A 22,718-nucleotide genomic window follows, 5' to 3' on the forward strand; every position below is an offset into this window, starting at 1 on the left:
ACTGGCGCTTCCCGCTTATCCGCGCTCGGTCTCTTCGTCCTTGGCCAAGGGCAGCATCACGGTGAATTTTGACCCTTTGCCATCTGCGGATACCAAGGACAGATCGCCACCCATCAAGCGGGCCAGTTCCTGGCTGATATGCAGGCCCAGCCCTGCCCCCTCGCTTTTGCGGCTATAAATGGTGTCGGTCACCTGTTGGAATTTTTCGAACACCTTTTTCTGCATATCCGCAGGAATACCGATCCCGGTATCCCAAATGGTCAATGCGGCCATATCCTCCATGATTTCGAGTTCGGCCCCGACCTTGCCGCCTTCGGGGGTGAATTTGATGGCATTGGTCATCAAGTTCAGCAAAATCTGTGTTGTGCGGCGATCATCGGCCATAACCACCACATCATCCGTCAACCGCAAGCCGGAAATATCCACATTACGGTCCTTGGCCCGCATTTTCACAAGGCTGACCGCTTGATGCAGTTGATCTTTCAAAGACAGGCGTTCAGGATGAATGGTTACCCCATCGCTTTCCAGAACAGCCACATCCAGAACATCATTGATCAAGCTCAGCAAATGTCGCCCGGCCCCGCTGATATCACGGCTATAGCTGCGATAATGATCGTTAATCTCGCCAAACATGGCCATATCCATGCTTTCGGCAAAACCGATGATCGCATTCAAGGGCGTCCGCAATTCATGGCTCATGGCCGCAAGAAATTCGTTCTTGGCCCGCAAAGCACTTTCCGCCTGCACCGACGCAATATCCAGTTCAAGATTTTTGCGGATCAATTCTTCCAGAGTTTCCTCCAGATTGCGCTGCATCAGGCTGGCGCGCATGGTGTCTGCATGGGCTTCGGTAATGTCCATCCCGGCACCGCGGAACCCCATAAAGGCACCGCTTTCCGGATCAAAAATCGGCACACCGGACAAGCTGCACCGGCGAATGGTCCCGTCTGCCGCCTCGATTTCAATATCCACCCCGCGAAAGGCTTTCCGTTCTGCCATGGCATCGCAAAGCCGCTCTGTCAGCTTGGGATCACATTCCGCATGGCCAAGCTCGGCAAGAGGACGCGCATAAAACAGCGCAGCCGGAAAGCCGGCACTGGCCGCAAATCGTTCGGATAAAAGGGTCAGGCACCCATCGCGGTCGGTTTCCCAAAACCAATCCGATGTGGCGCGGGCAAAATCATTGAACCGGCGCCGCGCCAGGACGGCATCACGACGCACGCTGATTTCTGCGGTGAAATCGGTATAGCTTCCCGCAACGGCAATGCTATTTCCATCCTCATCCCGCACGGGGAAATGCCGCCCACGCCAGCAACATGGCCGCCCATCAAAAGACAGCCATTCTTCCGTCAGAACCGGCTGCCCCGTCTGAATAACCCGCTCGACTACGGCTTGATGCGCCGCAGGAATAAATCCGCCCGTTTGCGCAGCACCCGGGCCGGGTAGCCGATCGTCACAACGGGAAACCAGATCGCCATAAGCCGCATTGCTATCGCTGAACACCCCTTCAACGCTCACCAGATAAAAAGGCAAGGTTTCATCGATGATCATCCGCCCTTGCAGGGCTTTCAAACTGTCATTGGCGGCAACAAAAGGCGTGTCGGGGCGGGGCTGTGTGTGCGCGCTGCGATCTTCATCTTTGGGTGCTGGCACAGCCACCGCGATTTGGGCCGGAGCCATTTGTTGAACCTGCGCATGCGCTTGGGCCTGTCCGTTATTGCCGCGCATATGCCGCGCCCATGCGGATAGATCCGCTCGCCCGAAAGAATGCCCCAAAGACTGGACTGATTGCTTTTCATCCGACATGACGCAATTCCTCCAACGCCATCTGATAGGCGTTGTCCCTTTGCCAATATTGCAGCGCCCCACGCGCATTCACGCTCGACACCCGATCGAACAGATCGAGAATACCCTTCAACGCCCCGGGGCCGCGCGCCTTCGCCCCTTCCCGTGCCTGACTGATCAGCAAATATACCGAGGTAAACTGGGCGCGTTCCATGCCAATGGCCTTGGCCAGAATGGCTAGGCTTTCGCCGCCCGTATCATTGAAAATACGCCATGCGGTCCGGAAATCCACACAGCCCAATTCCGCAAGGCCCGCCACAAAAACCGCAATCCGCTTCTGGCGCAGGCAGCCCAAAAGAAATTCTACCGTCAGATCGCCAGTTTCAGACAGGCGGTGCACCAGCCTTTGCGCCTTGATATACGCGCCTTCCGATGTTTTTTGCTGGGCGATCAAGCCGCGTGATGCTTGCCGCATGGCATTATCGACCACCAATGGGTCCACATCGAAATCGCTGACAATTTTTTTGCGCAGCGCCGCCGCCACCCACCAATACATGCGGTAAGCCAGTTCCGAAGGCAAATCTTCCCGATTGAGCAATGGCTCTTGAAAGCGATCCACCCGACGGGATTCCGCCACCAGATATTCCATGGCACGCTGCGACAGGCTGGCATCCGCATTGCGTAACAAAGCCTCGATCACATCCCCATTGCCATATTCCACCAAGGCATTGGCCACATCTTCGCTCACCTCGTCACGCAAGGCGATCACCAATCGATGCTCATCGGTACGCATCCGAATGACCTCGATCAGATCGGTATCATGCAACAGCTTGCTTTTTTCCAATAAAGGCCGGGCGACTTCGATTTCATCATTGGCAAGAAGGCGCACCACATCGGGCAGGTCCACATCGGTTTTGGCAAAAAAATCGGCCAATTCCTGACGCAGACTCTTTTCCACGGTCCGCACCAGCTTGACCATGATGTCCGACATCAAGGCGCGCTCATGCTCGCTCAGCCTGCCTTCCTCTGAGAGGAACAGGTCCGTCATATTTTCAAATAACTGGCGACGAGCCTGCGCCGTCTTTTCGCGGGCAAGCAAAACCAGTTCGTGAATACGGTCACCCATCTGCAGCTTGTTTATAACACCCACCTAAAGCCATTATGCCCCCGCTGGATGCCCCCCAGATTATTATTTATCCAGACTTAACCAGATTAGCCTGCACTTGGGGAATTAATAAAGGTTTAATTATCAAAGAGCTTACAGATGCTTATCACAAGAAGTTCAACAAACTTAGCCGTGATAAAGTGCCGATGGCCTGAAAAGACGCTTCCAGCGCTACCTGATCTTGATTCAAGCGTGTGATGGCTTCGGCCAGGTTCACATCTTCCACATCCGAAACAAATTGCTCGAAGAACACTTCGGCATCGGCATGTTGTTCGTCCACCGTTGCCAACCGTCCTGCCACAAGGCCATTGCGTGTTTGCGCCGATTGCGCTTGATCCACAGCCTGATCGATTTGCGCCATTTCCCGAATCAGGAAATCTTCCTGCGCCGCTGTCAGTTGCCCATCAAGCGGCCCGTCCGGACCGGCATTGAATTCGGCAATCCGTTTGAAGCTGGCCATCAATTCCAGCGCCACATCATCTGCCACCTGGCCAAATTCCAGCGTCACACCTTCCGCAACCAGAGCCTGTTTCTTTGCGCCATCATTGGCAAAGGCATCTTGCGGACTGACTAGGGGAACAAGATCCGAGAGATTAGTTACGGTCAATGGCGATTGATCCGTTTTTGCGCCACCAAAGATATAAGAGCCGTTCAATTTGGTGTTCAAAGCCGAGCTGACCAAACCGAATGTCTGCTCGATAAACGGGGTAAACCCTTGGGCATTTCCTTGGCCCACCGTAGAAACCAGCGTGCTTTTCAGCTCCCGTGCGGCATCCACAATAGAGGTAAGCTGCGCATCATAGACATCCACACTGCGCTGAACATTTTGCACGGTGCTGCGAAAGGATTCCACGCCCGAACGCGCCTGTCTGGCGCTCAATGCCTGCTGGATATCGGGGCCAAGACTTTGAAAATCATTGGCCTTCTTGCCCGTAGAAATCTGCTGCTGGACCGTAAACAAGCGCTCTTGATTGCGCATGGTATTTTGCAACAACAAGGAAGATTGGCCAAAACTTGAAATGCGCGTCATGATGTTTCGTCCTAAACCGCGTTGAGGAGCGTGTCGTAAAGCTCTTGAACCGACGACAAAATCCGCGCCGCCGCATTATAGGAATTCTGGTAAATCACCAGATTTGCCAGTTCCTCATCGATATTGACGCCGGACACACCCTGTTTGCGTTGGTCCAGCTCCACTTCCAAAGAGCGCGTATCATCGGCAGCGGCGCTGGCACGATTTGCCAAATCTCCAAAGCTGCCCAAAACCGCGCCATTAAGGCCCGCAAGGGTACGCTGTTGCGCCGATAAGCCACCGGCCGCCGACATGGAAATCACTGCACTGCCCCGCTCTTGCAAGGCCAGCGCACCGCTTTGATCGCCAACGGACAGGGCAACCGAACCAACCCCGCCAGACAGATCAACCCGCGCCGTTGCCAGCGTTTGAGAATTGCTGCCCAAATCCTGATCCAACCCGAAATCAACGGCGGCTTCAGCCCGATAACGGGCGCCAACGCCGAACAATTGGCCAAAGCCTATGCCGCTGCCATTGGCATTGGTGGTGTCATTCTTCACCGTCAGCACCATGCCCTTTTGTGGACCGGTAGAGGTGGTGATCAATTTGCCATTGGCATCCAGCGAAACGGAAAACAAGCCGCTCAGATCCGTATCCAGCGCACTGACGAGATCGCCATAAGTGGGATTTCCCGTGGTATCCAGCGTGACCGTACGAAGCTCTTTCCCCAAGGCATCACGAACCACGAACTCCACGGTTTCTCCGGCCCCGAAACCGTGGGCATCGGTTGCTTTCACACCGGTTTCAAACAGGCCCGACGACCGCCCTGTCGCCAGATCATTCATGCCAAAGAAATGCGAAAATGATCGTCCGGCCCGATCGCTGCTATTGGCCGGATCTTCGGAAATGGCCACACCATTGGCGGTATTGGTGGCGCTGATGCTCATCTTTCCATCGACAAAGCTCAGAGTGCCTGCCCCGCCCAGACCCGCATTCACCGCCGTCACCATATCGGCTAAGCTGTCTGCGGGATTGGCATCGAAATCATATGTGGTGGTCGCCACAACCCTGTTATTGGCGTCCAGAATGGAAAAGCTTGTGGTTCCAGTGAAATTATGAGGGTCCGTTCCCGCAAAAGGCGTGGTCGAGCCCGTGAGACTGTTCGGCGCTGGAACGGCACTGTTCAGATTATGCACCGCATTCATTTCATCGCCAACCCGCGCCGCCAATTCCCCCAAGGATACCGAAAGATCCACAAGGTCTTTATCGCGCATATCCAGCAAACCGCGCAAAGCCCCGCCGCGAATATCGCCATCAATCGGGCGTTGCGGGCCTTTCAACTGGTCCGACTGCAAATCCACCAATTGCAAGGTTATGGGGGGAAACTCGGTTGCCGCGCTCACCCCGCCGGGGCTGCTATAAGCGAGATTGAAAAAACCCGCCCGCGTGACAAGCTGCGTGCCGGACAAGGTGGATACATTCACCGTGCCATCGCTGTTCTCTGTCACCCGGATATCAATATTGCTGGCCAGAACTTCCAACGCGGCCTGCCGTTCGTTTTCCAGGCCGCCGGTTTGTCCGCCCGTGGTGGTTTGCTGGTTAATCTTTTCATTCAAATCATGAATCTGGCGGATGGCATCATTGATCCCGCCAATACGCGATTCAATTTCGATGCTGGCGCTATTACGCAAATCCTGCACCGTATCCGCCACCCGCGACAGTTCGTTGGCATAACTTTCAAAGTCCGACAAAAACTGCTGTCGGGCCACGCCATCCGCCGGAGCCAAAGTCAGATCCGCAAGGGCGGCAAACACCGTGTTCATGCGCCCGGCCAGATTGCTTTCGGAATCGGGCGGCCCTAAAGAGGCTTGCAACCGGTCATGCAAGCTGTTGATCGCTTCGGCCCGCGCACTGTCCGAGCGTGCTTCCAGAATCGCCCCTTCCAAAAAGCGATTGACCACCCGTTCGATGGTTTCCACTTTCACACCGATGGTGCGATCATTTTGCACATCTGCCGCCACATTCACCCGCTCACGGGCATAGCCCGGGGTGTTCACATTGGCGATATTGGTTCCGGTGACACGCAGCGCCTCTTGGCTGGTGAACAGGCCGCTCAAGGATGTGGAAAGAATACCTCCTAAAGACATGATCCAGCCCTCCGCAGCTCCGCCAATGGGCAGATTTTGCCGGACAGATGTGGCCAGACATGGCAGTGAACGCGCGCCTTGGACAGGAAGCGAAGCGCCTTGTCATCCTTGATATATGGCTCTGATCTCATAGCTCATGGCCTTTGCGACTGCATATTCTCGCATAGACACAAGCAAGCTTCGTGCCAAACAATAGCACAAAGAGAGTGTTGGAACGGGGAAAGGGCGATCAGCCGGTGATGGTGGCTTCCACGATCCGATGCCGTTTGAACGGAATGGCGCCCATACGGGTGATAACGGCATTGACAGGATGATTGTCTTCCAATGTCCAGCCAAGCTCCACCCAATCGATCCCCATCTCGTCGAGACCATGGGAAATGCCAACACACATGGCGGTGGCAAGCCCGGCATAACGGCGTTTTTTCTGCACCGCCTTACGCATGCCCATCAATGGCAATTTCGCACTATTGGGCGACCGCACCTTGATGCGCCAAAGCAATTTCAACAGATTGACTGGCCCAAGCCGCCCATCAAAATCACGGATCACTTCATTCAGATTGGGAATACAAATGGCAATGCCGACAGGCTCGCCATCAATCTCTGCAATCAGAGCCAATCGGGGATCAAGGATGAAGCGGAATTCTTCAACTGCTTTGGCGAATTCTGCATCGGTCCAGGGCACATAGCCCCAATTGTCGCGCCACGCATCATTGAACACGCTACGGACCACAGCCATTTCTTCATCAAGGCGGCTTTTATCGATCCGGCGAATGCGCACCTCGGGTAATGTCACGGTCAGATCATAGGCTTTTTGCGCCCGCGCGGGCAGATTGCCGCATTCATAACGCCAACTGATGATTTCCTTCACCTTTTCAAAACCGGCAGAGTGAAGCAGGCCCGAAAGATAAGGACGGTGATAAGGCGTCAACATCATGGACGGGGCATCAAAGCCCTCTATCATCACGCCAATTTCTTCGTTCACCCCCAAAGAAAATGGTCCCCGCAACCGGGTCATGCCTTTGCTGGCGACCCACTCTTTTGCTGCGTCCAGCAAGGCTGTAGCCACTTCCTGGCTATCCACCACATCGAAACAGCCGAAAAAGCCGGTTTTGTCGTCGTGTTTTTTCAGATGCTCATGACACACCTGTGCCGAGCATCGCCCCACCATCCTGTCGCCGGACCATGCCGTGAAAAACATAACGTCAGCGTGCTTGAAAAACGGATTATGTTTAGGGGAAAGGCTTTTGCGGATTTCCGTTTTCAAAGGGGGCGTCCAGCCCGCGTCATCCCGATATAGCTGGTTGGGAAAAGATAAAAACGGCTCCATCGCCTCACCGGGCAGATGCTTACGAATCTCGATCGTCACGAATGAAAACACTCCCGTCAGGCAAAAACACTGCGTTAACAAAGTCACACAGCGCCGATCCCGAACAGTGCGCAGTCAACTCGCATTCGGTCCAGTTTTATTTTACAAAAAAGTGAGAAAAGTGATCGTTGTTTTGAATTGTTTTTGGGGAAACGTGTATTGTCCGGCATATCCGCACCCAAGCGATCAATGTGATACTTTCGGGGAAAGCGGAGTGGAAATACAGGAAAAGTGGTGCCCGCTGCCGGACTCGAACCGGCACAGCCTAAAGGCCGAGGGATTTTAAGTCCCTTGCGTCTACCAATTCCGCCAAGCGGGCACGCGGCACTCCTATGCCACAGCCTGCCCCTTGAGAAAAGACTTGAAGCACCAATTCTTTGAGAAAAATTATCCTTCGCGGGGATCATCCACGGGCGTGACCCCGAACCTCGAAACCACCGATTTGATGTCCTCTATCACCTGCTCGATCCGCTTTTCATCGGTCGATCGCACCACCACATGCAGCCCCACACGTCCTTCGCGATAATAGGGATAGCTGCCGATCTGCACATCTTTGGCGGCATCTGCAATGCGCCCCAGATCGCCCGCCAAAGCACTTTCCGGCATTGGAACCGTAAGGCTTGCGGACCGCATGGGGGCGCCTCCATCCAGGCTATGGCGCAGGCTTTCCAGCATGGCCTTCATAATCAGCGGCACACCGGCCAACACATAGACATTGTCCAGCTGAAAGCCCGGCGCGACACTGATGGGATTGTCGATCAATGTGCCACCCTCGGGGATACGGGCCATGCGCCTGCGGGCTTCGGTAAATTCCCCTTTGGGATAATGGGCTTTTAAAAGCCGTACTGCCTCCGGATGGTCTATAAGCGGCACATCAAATGCCTTGGCAATGGCATCGGCGGTGATGTCGTCATGGGTTGGCCCGATGCCGCCAGTGGTAAAGACATACCGAAACCGTGACCGACACTCATTGACAGCCGCGATGATTCGCTCCGTCACATCCGGCACCACCCGCACTTCGTCCAAACGCACCCCTTGCTCGTTCAGCCATAAAGCCAGCGTTGCGGCATTGGCGTCTTTCGTGCGCCCCGACAAAATCTCGTCACCAATCACCACCAAGGCGGCTTTTACAGGGGATTTCAGCTTATCCGGCATCAAAGGCGCTCCAGCGGTTTTCGCTTTGAACAGATATGGAAGGAAACAACCATAGGGTCAGGATAGTCGCCAACCGGTCTTTGATTCAATAGATGGCGCATTGATTGCATCTGCGCCATTGTTTAGCGTGAAGCCAAATATGGGGAAAGAACAGCAACACATGAAAAAAACAGGCTCAGCTATCTTTTGCACGCTTCTGTTGGCAGGGGCAACGGCTCTTTCCGCTTCGGCACAGACAGAGGAGACTGCGACACACACACTGGCACCGCCCGGTGAAACACCGGTGCTCCATGAAATGGCTGCCGCCACAAGCGCTGAACGCCTGCGCCATGATGTAGAAAAACTGGTGAGCTTTGGCACGCGCCATACCTTGTCGGACACAAAATCGGATACGCGCGGCATTGGCGCAGCAAGGCGCTGGATCGAAGCAGAATTCAACCGTATTTCCGAAAGCTGTGGCGGCTGTCTTGAGGTCATCACCGTATCCGACACCGTTTCGGGCGAAACGCGCATCCCCGATCCTGTAGAGGTGGTGAATGTGATCGCCATTCAGCGCGGCAGCCTTGACCCCACCCGCATGGTTTTAATGTCTGGCGATATCGACAGCCGCGTGTCCGATCCTCTGGATGCCACATCCGACAGCCCCGGGGCCAATGACAATGCGTCAGGCGTTGCGGGCGTTTTAGAAGCGGCACGGGTTCTCTCGCGCTATAAATTCCCCGGCACCATTGTCTATGCGGCCTTGTCTGGCGAGGAGCAGGGACTATTTGGCGGCAAGATTCTGGCCAAATATGCGCTGGATCAAGGCTGGCGCATCAAAGCCGTTCTCAACAATGATATGATCGGCAATATTTCCGGGATCAATGGCGTGATCGACAATGCCACTGCCCGGGTGTTTTCCGAGGGCACCCGTGCCGTAGAAACGCCGGAAGAAGCGCGCTTGCGCCGGTTTACAGGCGGAGAAGTGGACAGCCCGTCGCGCAATCTTGCCCGCTATATCGACCGTTTGGCGGATCGTTATATCCCCAATCTGGATGTGATGATGGTCTATCGGCTGGACCGCTTTGGCCGTGGCGGCCATCACCGCCCCTTCAATGATGCGGGCATGCCCGGTGTGCGGATCATGGAAACCAATGAGGATTATACCCGCCAGCATCAGGATTTGCGCACCGAAAACGGCATAGCTTATGGCGATGTGCTGTCCGGTGTGGATTTCGCTTATAATGCCAAGCTGACCGCCCTGAATGTGGTGACATTGGGGGCTTTGGCATCAAGCCCGCCCTTCCCCGCCAATGTGACCATCAAGGGTGCGGTGCGTCCGTCCACCACGTTAAGCTGGACACGCCCCGAAGGAGCTGCGGCGGAAAATCTTGCCGGATACCGGGTATATTGGCGCCTGACCACCGATCCGCAATGGACCTATAGCCGTTGGGTTGGCGATGTGGATAAGGTCACTTTGGAAAATATTGTGATCGACAATTATTATTTTGGCGTGGCCAGCGTGTCCAAGGACGGCTTTGAAAGTCCGGTGGTATTCCCCGGCCCTGCGGGCAGTTTTGGCGAATGAACGGCTTTGCTATGCGGACATATCCATGAAGTTTGCACAGCCGTTGGTTCCTGCCCGCCTGGAACGGCGCTATAAGCGGTTTTTGGCCGATGCCGTTTTAAAAGACGGCACAAAAATCACCGCCCATTGCGCCAATTCCGGAGCCATGCTGGGCTGTGCGCCGGCTGGTGCGCGCATCTGGCTGTCGCCCAACACCAATCCAAAAGCCAAGCTGGATTGGCGCTGGGAATTGGTCGAGGTGGACGGCACGCTTGTGGGCATCAACACCGCGCATCCCAATCGCATTGTGGAAACGGCCATCATGGAAGGCCGCATTTCTGAACTGACCGGCTATCAAACTTTACGGCGTGAGGTGGCTTATGGGGCTGCCTCACGCATTGATCTTTTGGCGCAGGATCACCCCGACCGGCCCGGCCAGAACTGTTATATCGAGGTGAAAAACGTCACCTTGCGCCAAGATGGCGAAGCACGGTTTCCCGATGCTGTCACCGCACGCGGCACCAAACATCTGATGGAATTGGCCGATATGGTGCGCCAAGGCCACCGGGCGGTGATGCTTTATCTGGTACAGCGCGATGATTGCGACCAAATGGCGCTGGCCCATGAAATCGACCCCGCCTATGCACGCGCCTTTTCCCATGCTGTTGAACAAGGTGTAGAAGCCTATGCCTATACCTGCAGCATTACACTGGACCATATTCAGATAGCGCAGCCCCTTCCAATTCGGCCTCCGGCTTCCTATCCTTGAATGTAAGGTGTAACAAGCAAACCCGATCCACGAGTATGAGGACATCGAGAAGATGAACAAATTAAAGAGCGCTGCAACAGCAGAACGCCGCTCACAAGGTATCAAGCTGCATGACCCCGCCGATTTCGAAGGCATGCGCAAAGCCGGCAAGCTGGCGGCAGAGGTGCTCGATTTCATCGCCCCTTATGTCAAGCCCGGTGTGACCACCGAGGCACTGGACCAGTTGTGCCATGACTTCATTATCGACCATGGAGCCATTCCGGCGCCGCTCAATTATCGCGGTTTTCCCAAATCCATCTGCACATCGGTCAATCATGTGGTGTGCCATGGTATTCCCGGCCCGAAATCGCTGAAAGATGGCGATAGCATCAATATCGACATCACGGTCATTCTGGATGGCTGGCATGGCGATACCAGCCGCATGTTTTTCGTTGGAAAACCTTCGGTCAAAGCGCGCCGACTGGCCGACATCACCCATGAAGCCATGATGCGCGGCATCCATATGGTCAAACCCGGCGTTACTTTGGGCGATATCGGCCATGCCATCCAAAGCTATGTGGAAAAAGAACGCTGCTCTGTGGTGCGGGAATTTTGTGGCCATGGCATTGGGCAGGTGTTCCATGATGCCCCCAATATCTTGCACTATGGGCACCCCGGAACCGGCGCTGTGCTGGAAGAAGGCATGTTCTTCACCATCGAACCCATGGTGAATGCTGGCAAGCCCGATACAAAAGTTCTGGACGATGGCTGGACCGCCGTTACCCGCGACCGCTCTTTGTCCATGCAGTTCGAGCACAGCCTGGCCGTCACAAAAGATGGCTATGAAATTTTCACCCGTTCGCCCAAGGGTCTGAATCAGCCGCCCTATGATCTTTGAAAGAGGATAAAATGGGGGGCGATGCACTGGATCTCCAAGGGCACCGGAAGCGGCTGCGGTCACGGTTTCTGGCCTCGGGCGGCAAGGGCATGCCCGATTATGAAATGATCGAAATGCTGCTGATGGGAGCAATTCAAAGGCGTGATGTGAAGCCTTTGGCCAAGCATCTTTTAAAGGTCTTTGGCTCTTATGAAGCGGTGCTTACGGCCCCCAAAGAACGGCTATATGAAATTGATGGCATCGGCGAAAGCGCCGCTGCCATGATCAAGATGGTTGAAGCCAGTGCCCTGCGTCTGTCTCAAGCCAAAATACTGGGCCAGCCCGTTCTTAGCAATTGGCGCGCTCTTCTCGATTACTGCCATGCCGCCATGGCCCATGCAAAAACAGAACAATTCCGCATCCTGTTTTTGGATCGTAAAAACACGCTGATCGCCGATGAGGTGCAGCAGCAAGGCACCATCGACCACACCCCCGTCTATCCCCGTGAAGTCATCAAGCGAGCATTGGAGCTGCATGCCTCCGCCGTTATTCTGGTGCACAATCACCCATCCGGGGACCCCACGCCAAGTCGGGGCGATATCGATATGACCAAAGATATCGTAGAGGCCGCCAAGAAGCTGGGAATTTCCGTCCATGATCATCTGGTGATCGGCAAGAAGGGCCATTCCAGCTTCAAAAGCCTGGGATTGTTATAAGCCTGCGATCACAGGCAAGGACGCGGTGGTTCTTGCCCTATTGCCTGCCCGGTGTTAGGGAAAGCGCGCTCTTTCCCCATCGGCTGCCCTGTTGGAGATACCCCCATGATCCCCCGTTATTCCCGCCCAGAAATGACCGCCCTATGGTCCCCGGAAAGCAAATTCCAGATTTGGTTCGAGATCGAAGCCCATGCCTGTGATGCACAGGCGGAATTGGGCATCATCCCCAAAGAGGCCGCCAAAGCCGTTTGGGACCGTGGGGCCTTCGAGGTCGACCGCATCGACGCCATCGAAGCGGAAGTAAAGCACGATGTGATCGCCTTTCTTACCAATCTGGCCGAGCATGTGGGACCTGAAGCGCGCTTTGTACATCAGGGCATGACCTCGTCGGATATTCTGGATACCTGTTTTAACATCCAGCTTGTACGCGCCGCCGACCTAATGCTTGCGGATCTGGACAAGCTGCTGGCGATTTTGGAACGCCGCGCCCATGAACACCGCGACACGGTCACCATCGGGCGCAGCCACGGCATCCATGCCGAACCCACCACCTTCGGGCTGAAACTGGCCCAAGCCTATGCGGAATTCAGCCGCGCCAAAACACGCCTTCAAAATGCCCGCGAAGAAGTGGCCACCTGCGCCATTTCCGGCGCTGTGGGCACCTTCGCCAATATCGATCCACGGGTAGAAAGCTATGTGGCGGATAAATTGGGTTTGGCCATTGAGCCCGTCTCCACGCAGATTATCCCCCGCGACCGCCATGCCATGTATTTCGCAACCCTTGGGGTCATTGCCAGTTCCGTTGAACGGTTGGCAACCGAGATCCGCCATTTGCAGCGCACCGAAGTTCTGGAAGTGGAAGAGTATTTTTCACCCGGCCAAAAGGGCAGCTCGGCCATGCCCCATAAACGCAATCCGGTGCTTACGGAAAATCTTACCGGTCTTGCCCGTATGGTGCGGTCTTACGCCATGCCTGCCATGGAAAATGTGGCGCTGTGGCATGAACGGGATATTTCCCATTCCTCCGTCGAACGCATGATCGGCCCCGATGCCACCGTGACACTGGATTTCGCTTTGGCCCGGTTGGCGGGGGTCATGGACAAGTTGCTGATTTACCCCGATCGTATGCGCGCCAATATGGACCGGTTGGGCGGTCTGGTAAATTCCCAACGCGTTTTGCTGGCCCTGACCCAAAAAGGCGTCAGCCGTGAAGATGCGTATCGGCTGGTGCAGCGCAATGCCATGAAAGTGTGGGACAGCGATGGCCATGCACATCTGCTGGATCTTTTAAAACATGATGCGGAAATCGCAGAGAAATTCGGCCCCGGTGAATTGGAGGCTCTGTTCGATCTGGGCTATCACACCAAATCCGTGGACGTTATTTTCAAAAGAATTTTCGGCCAGTAGAGAACGGGGAAAAATGTTCAGCTTTGCTTAACAGCCTCGGGATAAGCTCATGGTGATTAATAAAACGACATCATGGGCTTTATTTTGCACCCTGAACAGACATTGCCACCTAAAGATCAAACAACCAGACTGGCGCTGGCGAAGCATTTTCGAGCAGAGTCCTGGAATGTTCCTTTTCGACTAGTCGTTCTTGGAACGTTGGTTGTCCTTTTTAAACTAGAGGGTGGAACCTCGTGGCCTATTCTATGGGGGCTGCTCACCCTGGCTTTAGAACTGGCCGCTTTTCTTTTCACTTTGCCTCCCCGCCGCAATTTGAACCACATAGAAAATATCGAAAAACATCGCCTTATCGTAGACATTAGCTGGGTTTTTCTTGTTCTTTTCTGGACGGTCGGCCCCGTTTTATTTTATTTTGAAGGAACCGAAGCCACACGCCTTACGAGCATCCTGGCTTTAACGGCCTCTGGCATGACCATTGCGCACCATCCGTCACGTTTTTTCGCCGCCTCCTATATCTCCAGCGCCATTCCGGCCTTTTGTATTATATGGTTAAGCTGGCTGGGCATTGATGTTCTTTACGGGAAGATCCAGTTTGCCGTCGCAATAATGGTTGCCGGCAATATCTTTATTCTGGCGTTCATAACCCGACAATCCAGCGCAACTTTTTTCCAAGGGCAGATCCGGCAAGCGGAACTGATCGCAGACCTGAAAGCCGCTCGGGATGAAGCAGAAAGCCGCCGTATGGAAGCGGAGGAATTGGCCCGCACCAAAGCTGATTTCATTGCCGTCATGAGCCATGAAGTGCGCACCCCCTTGAACGGTGTTCTGGCAATGGCCGACAGCCTGACCCACAGCCCGCTCACCGAAGCCCAAAAGCGTCAGGTCCAAACCATCCACAATTCGGGCAGTATTTTGCTAAGCGTTGTGCGCGATGTTCTTGACCTATCCCGCTCCGATGCGGGGAAACTGAGTGTCCGATCGGAGTCGGTGGATTTACAAGCACTCTTCAGCCCCGGACTCGATTTATGGTGGGACAGAGCACAAGAACTGGGGCTTGGTTTCTCGATCAAAAGCGCACCGGATGTGCCCCGATATATCCGATGCGATGAAACCCGCTTGCTGCAAATCCTGTTCAATTTGCTCGCCAATGCTTTGAAATTCACCCCGGACGGGGAGATCCGTCTGGAAGTTTCGCGAACAAGCCTGCCAACAGGGGGTGGCTTATTGTTTCGCATTTGCGATACCGGCATCGGGATTGCACCGGAAGACCAGAATCGTATTTTCGGGCGCTTTGCCCAAGTGGAAACCCATGCCGCCCGCCGACATGATGGCACGGGGCTCGGCCTTGCCATCACCAAAGAGCTGGTATCCCTGCTTGGGGGAGAAATCGGGGTTGAAAGCAGCATCGGATCAGGGTCTGTCTTTTATTTCACCATAGCGCTGGAACAAATTGGCGAAGAACACCTGCATCTGCTGCCTGTAGATGGTTCAAAGCGCCCGGCCCCATCCCCTGAGCGCTCTGAACCGGCCCCTGAAAAGGCATCACCGGCCCTTGAACAAACAACCGATGAAACGTCTTATTCCTTCTTGGTTGCCGATGATAACCCCATCAATCTAAGGGTGATGGAAGCCATCCTTGCCTGCTATGGAGGCTCTATCAATTGTGTGGAAAATGGCGTCCAGGCGGTAGAGGCCTTATCGAAAGATGATCACTATGATCTGGTTTTCATGGATATGCGCATGCCGGTGATGGATGGATTGGAAGCCATGCGGCGAATCCGCGCCACGGAGGGCGGCCATAACATTCCCATCATCGCATTGACCGCCAATGCCAATCAGTCCGATGAAGCGGCCTGTCTCAAGGCCGGGGCCGATGCCTATCTGACCAAGCCCATCGACACGCAAGTGCTTTACGCGCTTGTAAAGCGCCTGCTCAAACCATCAGAAAAGGCCACAATCCCCCACCAAACGGGCGCGTAATCACAGTCTTGGGAAAAATCCATGGGAAAAAGAAAGCCCCTTGAGCCAAGGTTCAAAGGGCCTTCCGTCATCGCTTATGCCTTGTGCGGCTTATCCAAGTTCTTTCATGATTTGGTTGCGGGCTTCTTCCATACATTCCTGCAAGCGGTGCTCCACCTGATGGGTGCTGATTTCTATGCCCTTGGCCTGAAAATCGGCGGAAACCTTCCGGATCACATCCGCATCGCCCACTTCTTCAAAATCGGCTTCAATCACCGATTTTGCATAATCGGTGGCTTCATCACCGCTTAATCCCAGCTTTTCAGCGGCCCATAAGCCAAGGAGCTTGTTCCGACGCATGGCGGCTTTAAACCGCAATTCTTCATCATGTGCGTATTTCCGTTCGAAATTCTGTTCGCGGTCGTTGAAATCGGTCATCGCTTGCCCTCGGCCAATAATTAGCAGTCATTTGCATTTAAGCAGTCTTGGAAACAATCGCAACCATCACAAGACTTGACGAACGCCTTCAATGCCGCTTTTTTGGGGGACGTGGTGATTTGGTCCGACCGGCTTGCGGCCACGTTAAATAAGCATGCTAAAATGGTTGGGGTTCGCCTCGACAATTCGTGCGCCGGTCGGGGACATGGGTTTACCAATGGAAAAGGCGCAACCATCATGAAAAATAAAACCGGCCTTGATCGGGCCATCACAGAAAACTGGCAACCATCCACCCGCCTTATAAGGGGCGGCACCTTGCGCAGTAATTTTGGCGAAACCTCTGAAGCGATCTTCATGACATCGGGCTTTGCCTATGAAACGGCGCAAAGCGCCAAGGCGCGTTTCGATGGCGAGGAAGAAGGCTTCACCTATTCCCGGCAGGGCAATCCCACCGTTGCCATGTTTGAAGAACGCATGGCGCTTTTGGAAGGCGCGGAAGCCGCGGCGGCCACAGCCAGCGGCATGGCCGCCATGAATGCCGCGCTTTTGGGGCAGGTCCGCGCCGGTGACCATGTTGTTGCCGCCAAAGCACTGTTTGGATCATGCCGCTGGATGATCGACGAATTGCTGCCCCGCTATGGTGTGGAAACCACCATAGTGGACGGGCCGGATATCGAGGCATGGAAACGTGCCGTCAAACCCAATACCAAGCTGTTTTTTCTGGAATCGCCGTCCAATCCCACCTTGGAACTGATCGACATCGAAGCCGTGGCCGGGATCGCCCATGAAGCCGGTGCACGCCTGGTGGTCGATAATGTGTTTGCCTCTCCGGTCTTGCAAAAGCCGTTGGAATTGGGGGCCGATGTGGTGTGCTATTCCGCCACCAAGCACATTGATGGACAAGGCCGCACTTTGGGCGGCGTGGTTTTGGGATCAAAGGCCATTATACTGAACGAACTCGGGCCGTTTTTGCGCCATACCGGCCCCACTTTATCACCGTTCAACGCATGGCTATTGCTGAAATCCTTGGAGACTATCGAGCTGCGGGTCGATGCCATGTGCGACCGGGCGGATTTTCTGGCCCAAACCCTTGCGCAAGCAGGCATTGAAACGGTGCATCCAAGCCTGCCCGGCTTTGCCTATGCGGATCTTGCGAAAAAGCAAATGCGCCGGGGCGGTACGGTTGTCACCTTCACCCTGCCCGGCGGTGCGGATCAAGCCTTCCGCTTTTTGAATGCCTTGAAAATCATTGATATTTCCAACAATCTGGGGGATTCCCGCTCTATTGCCGCCCATCCATGGACCACCACCCATAAGGCTTTAGACGAAACGACCCGCCTTCAAATGGGCATTACAGACGGCATGATCCGCCTGTCCGCCGGTCTGGAAGATGCACAGGATCTGGCCCGCGATCTGTTACAAGCCCTTGACGCCAGCAAGGGAGCGGTGTCCAGATAAACCGACCAAATTTGGCCGGGGCAGGAGCCACGTCGATGAAACAAGCCAATCCCATATCGCGACCGGGGCGTTTATTCTATTCTCGCACCGTGGCCCTGCTGACAATTCTGGTTCTGAGCTATTTATCCTATCTCATCACCGCGCCCTTTTTATCTCCTCTGGCCTGGGCGGTTATATTGGCATTTTTGTTGCATCCCCTTTATGTGCGCTTAGCCGCAATAATAGGGGCCAGACGCAATTTGGCCGCCCTTGCCATCACTTTATTGACCACAATCTTCCTGATCGGGCCTTTATCCATTCTGCTCGCCAGTTTTGCCTCCCAAACGGCAGAATTGATGGCCGCTCTTCAAAAAAGCAACACCGAAAACCCAGAATCCCTGATCTTCTGGCTGCACTCCACATCCCCCATCGCGCCGTTGATTGATTGGTTACAAGCGTCTTTCAATATCAGCTTTCAAGAGATGGACCGCTGGGCCGCCGAAGGCATCCAGAAAGGGCTGGAAGGGCTTATTTCTTTCAGCGGTAAAGTGTTTATCGGCGCTCTTGGGACCATCACATCTTTTTCCATTATGCTGTTCATGCTGTTTTTCATTTTGCGCGATGGCAGCGTGATGCTTGGGTACAGCAAAGCGCTGGTGCCCTTATCCGATGAACGCACCGACCAGTTATTCAACCGGATCGCAGATGTGATCCATGCCGTTGTCTTCGGGACGATTGTTACCGCCCTTATACAAGGCGCCCTGACAGGCTTGGCTTTGGCGGTGGTGGGCATCCCCGCTCCGGTGGTTTTTGGCGTGCTGGCCGCTATTTTTTCATTGCTCCCCATTGGCGGCACCGCCATCGTTTGGCTGCCGGCTTGCCTTTATCTTTTGGCCAGCAATCAATGGGGTGCGGCCATCGGGCTTGGGCTTTGGGGGATGCTTTTGGTGGGCACCATCGACAATTTTTTACGCCCGCTTTTGGTATCCAGCCGCGGCCATGTGGGAACATTGATGGTTTTTATCGGCGTTTTGGGCGGTGTCACGGCTTTCGGTGTGGTGGGCCTATTGCTTGGGCCGGTGATTTTGGCTCTGAGCATCGCCTTGCTGCGCTTTACCCGGGAACAAAGAGAAGCAGAATCCCAACCTCTGCCTCCCTCTTCCTGATAGACGAGGAGCAGCCCCTAGTCCGTCACGGTTTCTTCCATCTTCTTCTGTTGCGCCTGCTTGATCACAGCACGCAACGCGCCCCAGTCGATGGGTTTGGAAAGATATCCATCCATGCCTGCATTCAGACAGGCCTCTCGATCTCCGGGCATGGCATTGGCTGTCAGGGCGACAATCTGCACACCCTTCACATGCGGGTCACTGGATGTCCGGATCGACCGGGTGGCCGTCATGCCATCCATATCCGGCATGTTTATATCCATCAAAACAAGATCATAATCTTTATTGTTCAAGGCCTTTAAAGCCTCGCCGCCATTGGACACAAGGTCCACTTGATGGCCCCATTTCTGGCCGATCCCGCCAAGGATCTGGCGATTGACCGCACTATCATCGGCCACCAAAATGGCAAGGCTTGGCGCTGTGCCATCCTCTTTATCATTTGGAACCGGCTCATCGGGGCGGGAAAATTGGCGTTGCGGCGTTTCAACCGCCTTACATGGCACAGTAAACCAGATGGTGCTGCCCGATCCTATGGCGCTTTTGCAGCCCATTTCCCCTCCCATCAAATCAACGATCTGACGGCAAATAGACAGCCCCAACCCGCTGCCACCATATTTGCGGCTGGTGGCTGAATCCGCTTGCGAAAAGCGCTCGAACAACCGGGCGCATGTTTCCGGCCCCATGCCGATGCCGGTATCCGTCACCTCCACAAAGAGTTTATACTCTCCATTTTCTGCCTTTACATGCCGGGCGATCACACAAACGGCCCCGCTTTCGGTAAATTTGATGGCATTTCCAACCAGATTTGCCAGAATCTGGCGCATCCGGAACGGATCACCTATGCACCATTGGGGCACATCCGAAGCGATGGACGTGGTCAGCATCAGCCCTTTTTCCAAAGCGCGAGGGCGCATCAGCTCTGTAATATCCCTGATCGTTTCGGAAATCTGATATGGCTTTTCTTCCAGATAAAGCGCCCCTGCTTCCAGCTTTGAATAATCAAGAACATCATTCAAAATCGTCAGCAGACTATCCGCCGAACGCAGGGCCGTCTTGGCACGCTGCACTTGTTCCGATGGCATGTCTTCGGTCAGCATCAGGCGCAGCATCCCCATAACACCGCTCATGGGGGTTCTGATTTCATGGCTCATATTGGCAAGAAAGGTGGATTTGGCCTGATTGGCTTTTTCCGCGGTATCCACCGCTTTTTCAAGGTCCAGAGTACGTTGACGCACCTTGCTGTCCAACGAATGGAACAACTCCGCCAATTGCTCGGACATATGTTTGAAGCGCCGTGCCAATGTCCCGATTTCATCCTGCCGATCCACAGGAAGGGCATCATGGGCTTCTACCGCCGATGCCGAGAAATCTCCGCTTCCAAGGCGATCCACCGCCAAGGCAAAAGCGTTCAAGGGCTGCGATATGCGCGTGCGGATCAGCAAGAAAACAATCACGCCGATCACAAGAATAGCCCCCAGGCCAGTGATGATCACACTCCAGGCAGCCATTTGGGCCGGGCGTTCGATTTGGGCGCGGGGCAAGGCAATTACAAAGGTCCAATCCGGCCCATTGATCCGGCTCACGGAAAACAGAAAATCTTCACCGTCATTATCAAGCACCGCCCCGCCTTTTTCCGGCGTTACCGCCACCAATTGCCGATAAAGATCCGCACGGTCATATGTTTTTTCGGCCCCCAAGGACTGCGCTGGCTGCTGATCCCCCTGTGCCGGATGGGCAACGATGTCGCCTTCTTTTGTGAGGATGAAATTATGTGCCTTCGCCAACCGGTCTTCCAAGGCATTCGACAATAAGGAATTGAGAAAAATCGAATTGCCCCACGCCCCGAAAAAGTCTCCATCAACATCGATGGGGTTCTGGCAGCCTGTGGTCAGGGTGTCCCCTGTCAGGTCATAAAGGACACGGCGTAATTTGGTGCAGCGGGTTTCCCGTTCGGGATTAGTGCTTGGTAAGGAATTCGTCACAAATTCTTCCGTGCGGAAGTCAAAATCCGGCGGGGCATCCTTACGATAATATAACAATTTATCATCGCGAGCCGGACCAAAGATGATCAGATCATTACGTGGCGTGAAGAAATAGAAATTATCGATCAATGTCAGATTGGCCTCACCGAAAGACCGCACCACATCCAATGCCGCCAAAAAACGGCGCTTTTCTTCTTCTTCAAACGCCTCGCCTTGAGAGAGAAAGGCCCCGACACCATAAATCTTCTGGGCCGGCGCAGGCACGAAGCCCGTATATAAAGCCTCATTGCTGCGCCTTGTTCCATCGGCTTGCAGCGGAAAATAAAAATCGAACAACGGATCAATGAGAGCCGGATCACGGGGCAGCAGCGCCAAGCGGGCGCGAAAGGCTTCGGAGGCAGAAAGGTGCAGGCGCTCAAGAGAAGAATAAAGGGCGCCTTCCCTGTCTGTGCGTTCTGAAGAATAACTTTCCAGATGGTCGATGGCTTGCGCGTAAAAAGCCATCTTCACCCGGACAAAAACCGCAATCGACATGGCGAAAATCACCAAAGCGACGGTTAATATCGTTGGGAAAATGGCTTTGTTCGCAAGTGAATCCTTCAATTCCACCCCCATCTTATGCCGCAATTTTATAAGCCATGTGTGCTATTTGCATAATATGCGACAAGAATTGAACAAAGATTTTATTATTTTCATAAATTCAGACCCCATCACCACCGATATGCACCCCCGACAGAGCGCCTATAACCGGCTCAGCATCAACGATTCATCATCCTTAGGCTTAAAGTTCTATATTTTGCTTAATGTGCCCGTAAAAACTTTGTATCCCTATATTGCCGCCAGACAGCACAATCGCCACTGTGCGTCCACGGGCATCGAAACGCCCCGATAACAAGGCAGCCAAAGCCACAGCCCCGCCCGGCTCTACCACCAGTTTCAGCTGCTCGAAGGCGAATTTCATGGCCTCAATCACCTCGGCATCGGAAACGGCAAGGCCGCCATCCAGCAAGCGCATATTATGATCGAATGTCATAAGGCCGGGGGACGGCGATAAAAGCGCATCACAGATAGAGCGGGCGTCTGCAGCATTGGTGACCCGCTCCCCCAATCTCAAGGACCGTGCCGTATCGTCAAACCCTTCAGGCTCGACCCCGAAAATGGCCAAAGAGCCAAAATCATGCTTCAAGGCCGTGGCACTTCCCGCCATCAACCCGCCACCACCAACAGGCAACAGGGCCGCATCGGGTCGAATATCGCGCGCTGTCATTTGTTGCACAATTTCCAGCCCTACCGTGCCTTGGCCCGCAATGATAAACGGATCATCATAAGACGGCACCAAAATCGCCCCGGACTCCGCACATAAATCCCGTGCAATGCTTTCCCGGTTTTCCTGATACCGATCATAAAGAATGACCTCGGCCCCCAAAGACAGGGTATTTTCCCGCTTCATAGGCGGCGCATCTTTGGGCATCACAATACGCGCTTTTATTCCCAAACGCCGCGCCGCTTCAGCCACCCCTTGCGCGTGATTGCCCGAGGAAAAGGCCACCACGCCCAATGCTTTTTCCGCTTCTGTCAGCCGCGACAAGCGGTTATAGGCCCCGCGAATCTTAAAAGAGCCGGTCCGTTGCAAACATTCCGCTTTTATCAAGACGCGCCCGCCCACCCGATCATTCAACCGCGCATTTTCCATCAAGGGCGTACGGATGCTTACCCCTTGAAGCCGTTCGGCAGCGCTTTCAATATCGGCAGGGCTGATCCGTTTCATTGCATCTTGCGGGCTGGGCATCGGCACATACTCGTTATTTGGCGTCA

17 protein-coding genes, 1 tRNA gene and 1 riboswitch are annotated in these 22,718 nt (G+C 54.4%); of the genes, 8 read left to right on the forward strand and 10 right to left on the reverse strand.

The features are described 5' to 3' along the window. Nucleotides 1–15: 15 nt before the first annotated feature. The 7 genes from IEX96_RS12680 to IEX96_RS12710 all read right to left on the reverse strand — a co-directional run bounded on the left by IEX96_RS12680 (nucleotide 16) and on the right by IEX96_RS12710 (nucleotide 8,627). On the reverse strand, nucleotides 16–1,806 hold the full coding sequence (locus tag IEX96_RS12680) for a sensor histidine kinase (protein ID WP_188874033.1): 1,791 nt from the start codon (nucleotides 1,804–1,806) through the stop codon (nucleotides 16–18). Then, nucleotides 1,796–2,911 carry a DUF2336 domain-containing protein gene (locus IEX96_RS12685; RefSeq protein ID WP_188874034.1) on the reverse strand — a complete coding sequence of 372 codons (1,116 nt, stop codon included), beginning with the start codon at nucleotides 2,909–2,911 and terminating at the stop codon, nucleotides 1,796–1,798. Before IEX96_RS12685 ends, IEX96_RS12680 begins: the two co-directional genes overlap by 11 nt. A gap of 145 nt (nucleotides 2,912–3,056) precedes the next feature. Further along, nucleotides 3,057–3,980 carry a flagellin N-terminal helical domain-containing protein gene (locus IEX96_RS12690; RefSeq protein WP_150006053.1) on the reverse strand — a complete coding sequence of 308 codons (924 nt, stop codon included), beginning with the start codon at nucleotides 3,978–3,980 and terminating at the stop codon, nucleotides 3,057–3,059. 11 nt (nucleotides 3,981–3,991) lie between these two features. After that, on the reverse strand, nucleotides 3,992–6,106 hold the full coding sequence (flgK, locus tag IEX96_RS12695; protein WP_188874035.1) for a flagellar hook-associated protein FlgK: 2,115 nt from the start codon (nucleotides 6,104–6,106) through the stop codon (nucleotides 3,992–3,994). 229 nt (nucleotides 6,107–6,335) lie between these two features. Then, nucleotides 6,336–7,472, reverse strand: a complete 1,137-nt coding sequence (locus IEX96_RS12700; protein WP_188874036.1) for a GNAT family N-acetyltransferase — start codon at nucleotides 7,470–7,472, stop codon at nucleotides 6,336–6,338. Between the two features lie 232 nt (nucleotides 7,473–7,704). Then, nucleotides 7,705–7,791: transfer RNA gene (locus IEX96_RS12705), tRNA-Leu, on the reverse strand. A 68-nt stretch (nucleotides 7,792–7,859) separates the two neighbouring features. Next, nucleotides 7,860–8,627 carry a competence/damage-inducible protein A gene (locus tag IEX96_RS12710; protein WP_188874037.1) on the reverse strand — a complete coding sequence of 256 codons (768 nt, stop codon included), beginning with the start codon at nucleotides 8,625–8,627 and terminating at the stop codon, nucleotides 7,860–7,862. A gap of 160 nt (nucleotides 8,628–8,787) precedes the next feature. Here IEX96_RS12710 and IEX96_RS12715 point away from each other — a divergent pair, with 160 nt between their 5' ends. From IEX96_RS12715 to IEX96_RS12740, 6 genes are all read left to right on the forward strand, one after another. Next, nucleotides 8,788–10,194, forward strand: coding sequence for a M28 family peptidase (locus tag IEX96_RS12715; protein ID WP_150006049.1), 1,407 nt, complete (start codon nucleotides 8,788–8,790; stop codon nucleotides 10,192–10,194). Between the two features lie 25 nt (nucleotides 10,195–10,219). Beyond that, nucleotides 10,220–10,942 carry a DNA/RNA nuclease SfsA gene (sfsA, locus tag IEX96_RS12720; RefSeq protein ID WP_150006048.1) on the forward strand — a complete coding sequence of 241 codons (723 nt, stop codon included), beginning with the start codon at nucleotides 10,220–10,222 and terminating at the stop codon, nucleotides 10,940–10,942. A gap of 52 nt (nucleotides 10,943–10,994) precedes the next feature. Next, on the forward strand, nucleotides 10,995–11,819 hold the full coding sequence (gene map / locus IEX96_RS12725; RefSeq protein WP_150006047.1) for a type I methionyl aminopeptidase: 825 nt from the start codon (nucleotides 10,995–10,997) through the stop codon (nucleotides 11,817–11,819). A gap of 11 nt (nucleotides 11,820–11,830) precedes the next feature. Further along, complete coding sequence (gene radC, locus IEX96_RS12730) at nucleotides 11,831–12,514, forward strand: RadC family protein (protein ID WP_150000518.1); 684 nt, start codon at nucleotides 11,831–11,833, stop codon at nucleotides 12,512–12,514. A gap of 105 nt (nucleotides 12,515–12,619) precedes the next feature. Continuing rightward, on the forward strand, nucleotides 12,620–13,921 hold the full coding sequence (purB, locus tag IEX96_RS12735; protein ID WP_150006046.1) for an adenylosuccinate lyase: 1,302 nt from the start codon (nucleotides 12,620–12,622) through the stop codon (nucleotides 13,919–13,921). A gap of 468 nt (nucleotides 13,922–14,389) precedes the next feature. Continuing rightward, the gene (locus tag IEX96_RS12740; RefSeq protein WP_188874038.1) at nucleotides 14,390–15,901 is read left to right on the forward strand and encodes an ATP-binding protein; all 1,512 of its coding nucleotides are present in this window, start codon (nucleotides 14,390–14,392) and stop codon (nucleotides 15,899–15,901) included. 90 nt (nucleotides 15,902–15,991) lie between these two features. Here IEX96_RS12740 and IEX96_RS12745 read toward each other — a convergent pair whose 3' ends face one another. After that, nucleotides 15,992–16,318, reverse strand: a complete 327-nt coding sequence (locus IEX96_RS12745; RefSeq protein ID WP_150006044.1) for a DUF1476 domain-containing protein — start codon at nucleotides 16,316–16,318, stop codon at nucleotides 15,992–15,994. Between the two features lie 101 nt (nucleotides 16,319–16,419). Then, nucleotides 16,420–16,500, forward strand: a riboswitch (SAM riboswitch). A 55-nt stretch (nucleotides 16,501–16,555) separates the two neighbouring features. On the opposite strand from IEX96_RS12745, the gene metZ reads away from it, so the two are divergent. Then, nucleotides 16,556–17,776: an O-succinylhomoserine sulfhydrylase gene (metZ, locus tag IEX96_RS12750; RefSeq protein WP_150006043.1), complete on the forward strand. Its 1,221-nt coding sequence runs from the start codon at nucleotides 16,556–16,558 to the stop codon at nucleotides 17,774–17,776. Between the two features lie 35 nt (nucleotides 17,777–17,811). Beyond that, the gene (locus IEX96_RS12755; RefSeq protein ID WP_188874039.1) at nucleotides 17,812–18,921 is read left to right on the forward strand and encodes an AI-2E family transporter; all 1,110 of its coding nucleotides are present in this window, start codon (nucleotides 17,812–17,814) and stop codon (nucleotides 18,919–18,921) included. A gap of 17 nt (nucleotides 18,922–18,938) precedes the next feature. Here IEX96_RS12755 and IEX96_RS12760 read toward each other — a convergent pair whose 3' ends face one another. Further along, complete coding sequence (locus IEX96_RS12760) at nucleotides 18,939–21,506, reverse strand: hybrid sensor histidine kinase/response regulator (protein ID WP_188874040.1); 2,568 nt, start codon at nucleotides 21,504–21,506, stop codon at nucleotides 18,939–18,941. 178 nt (nucleotides 21,507–21,684) lie between these two features. Further along, nucleotides 21,685–22,692, reverse strand: coding sequence for a threonine ammonia-lyase (locus IEX96_RS12765; protein WP_229773734.1), 1,008 nt, complete (start codon nucleotides 22,690–22,692; stop codon nucleotides 21,685–21,687). Nucleotides 22,693–22,718: the final 26 nt, after the last annotated feature.

The organism is Iodidimonas muriae (assembly GCF_014647255.1).
GTDB lineage: Bacteria > Pseudomonadota > Alphaproteobacteria > Sphingomonadales > Rhodothalassiaceae > Iodidimonas > Iodidimonas muriae.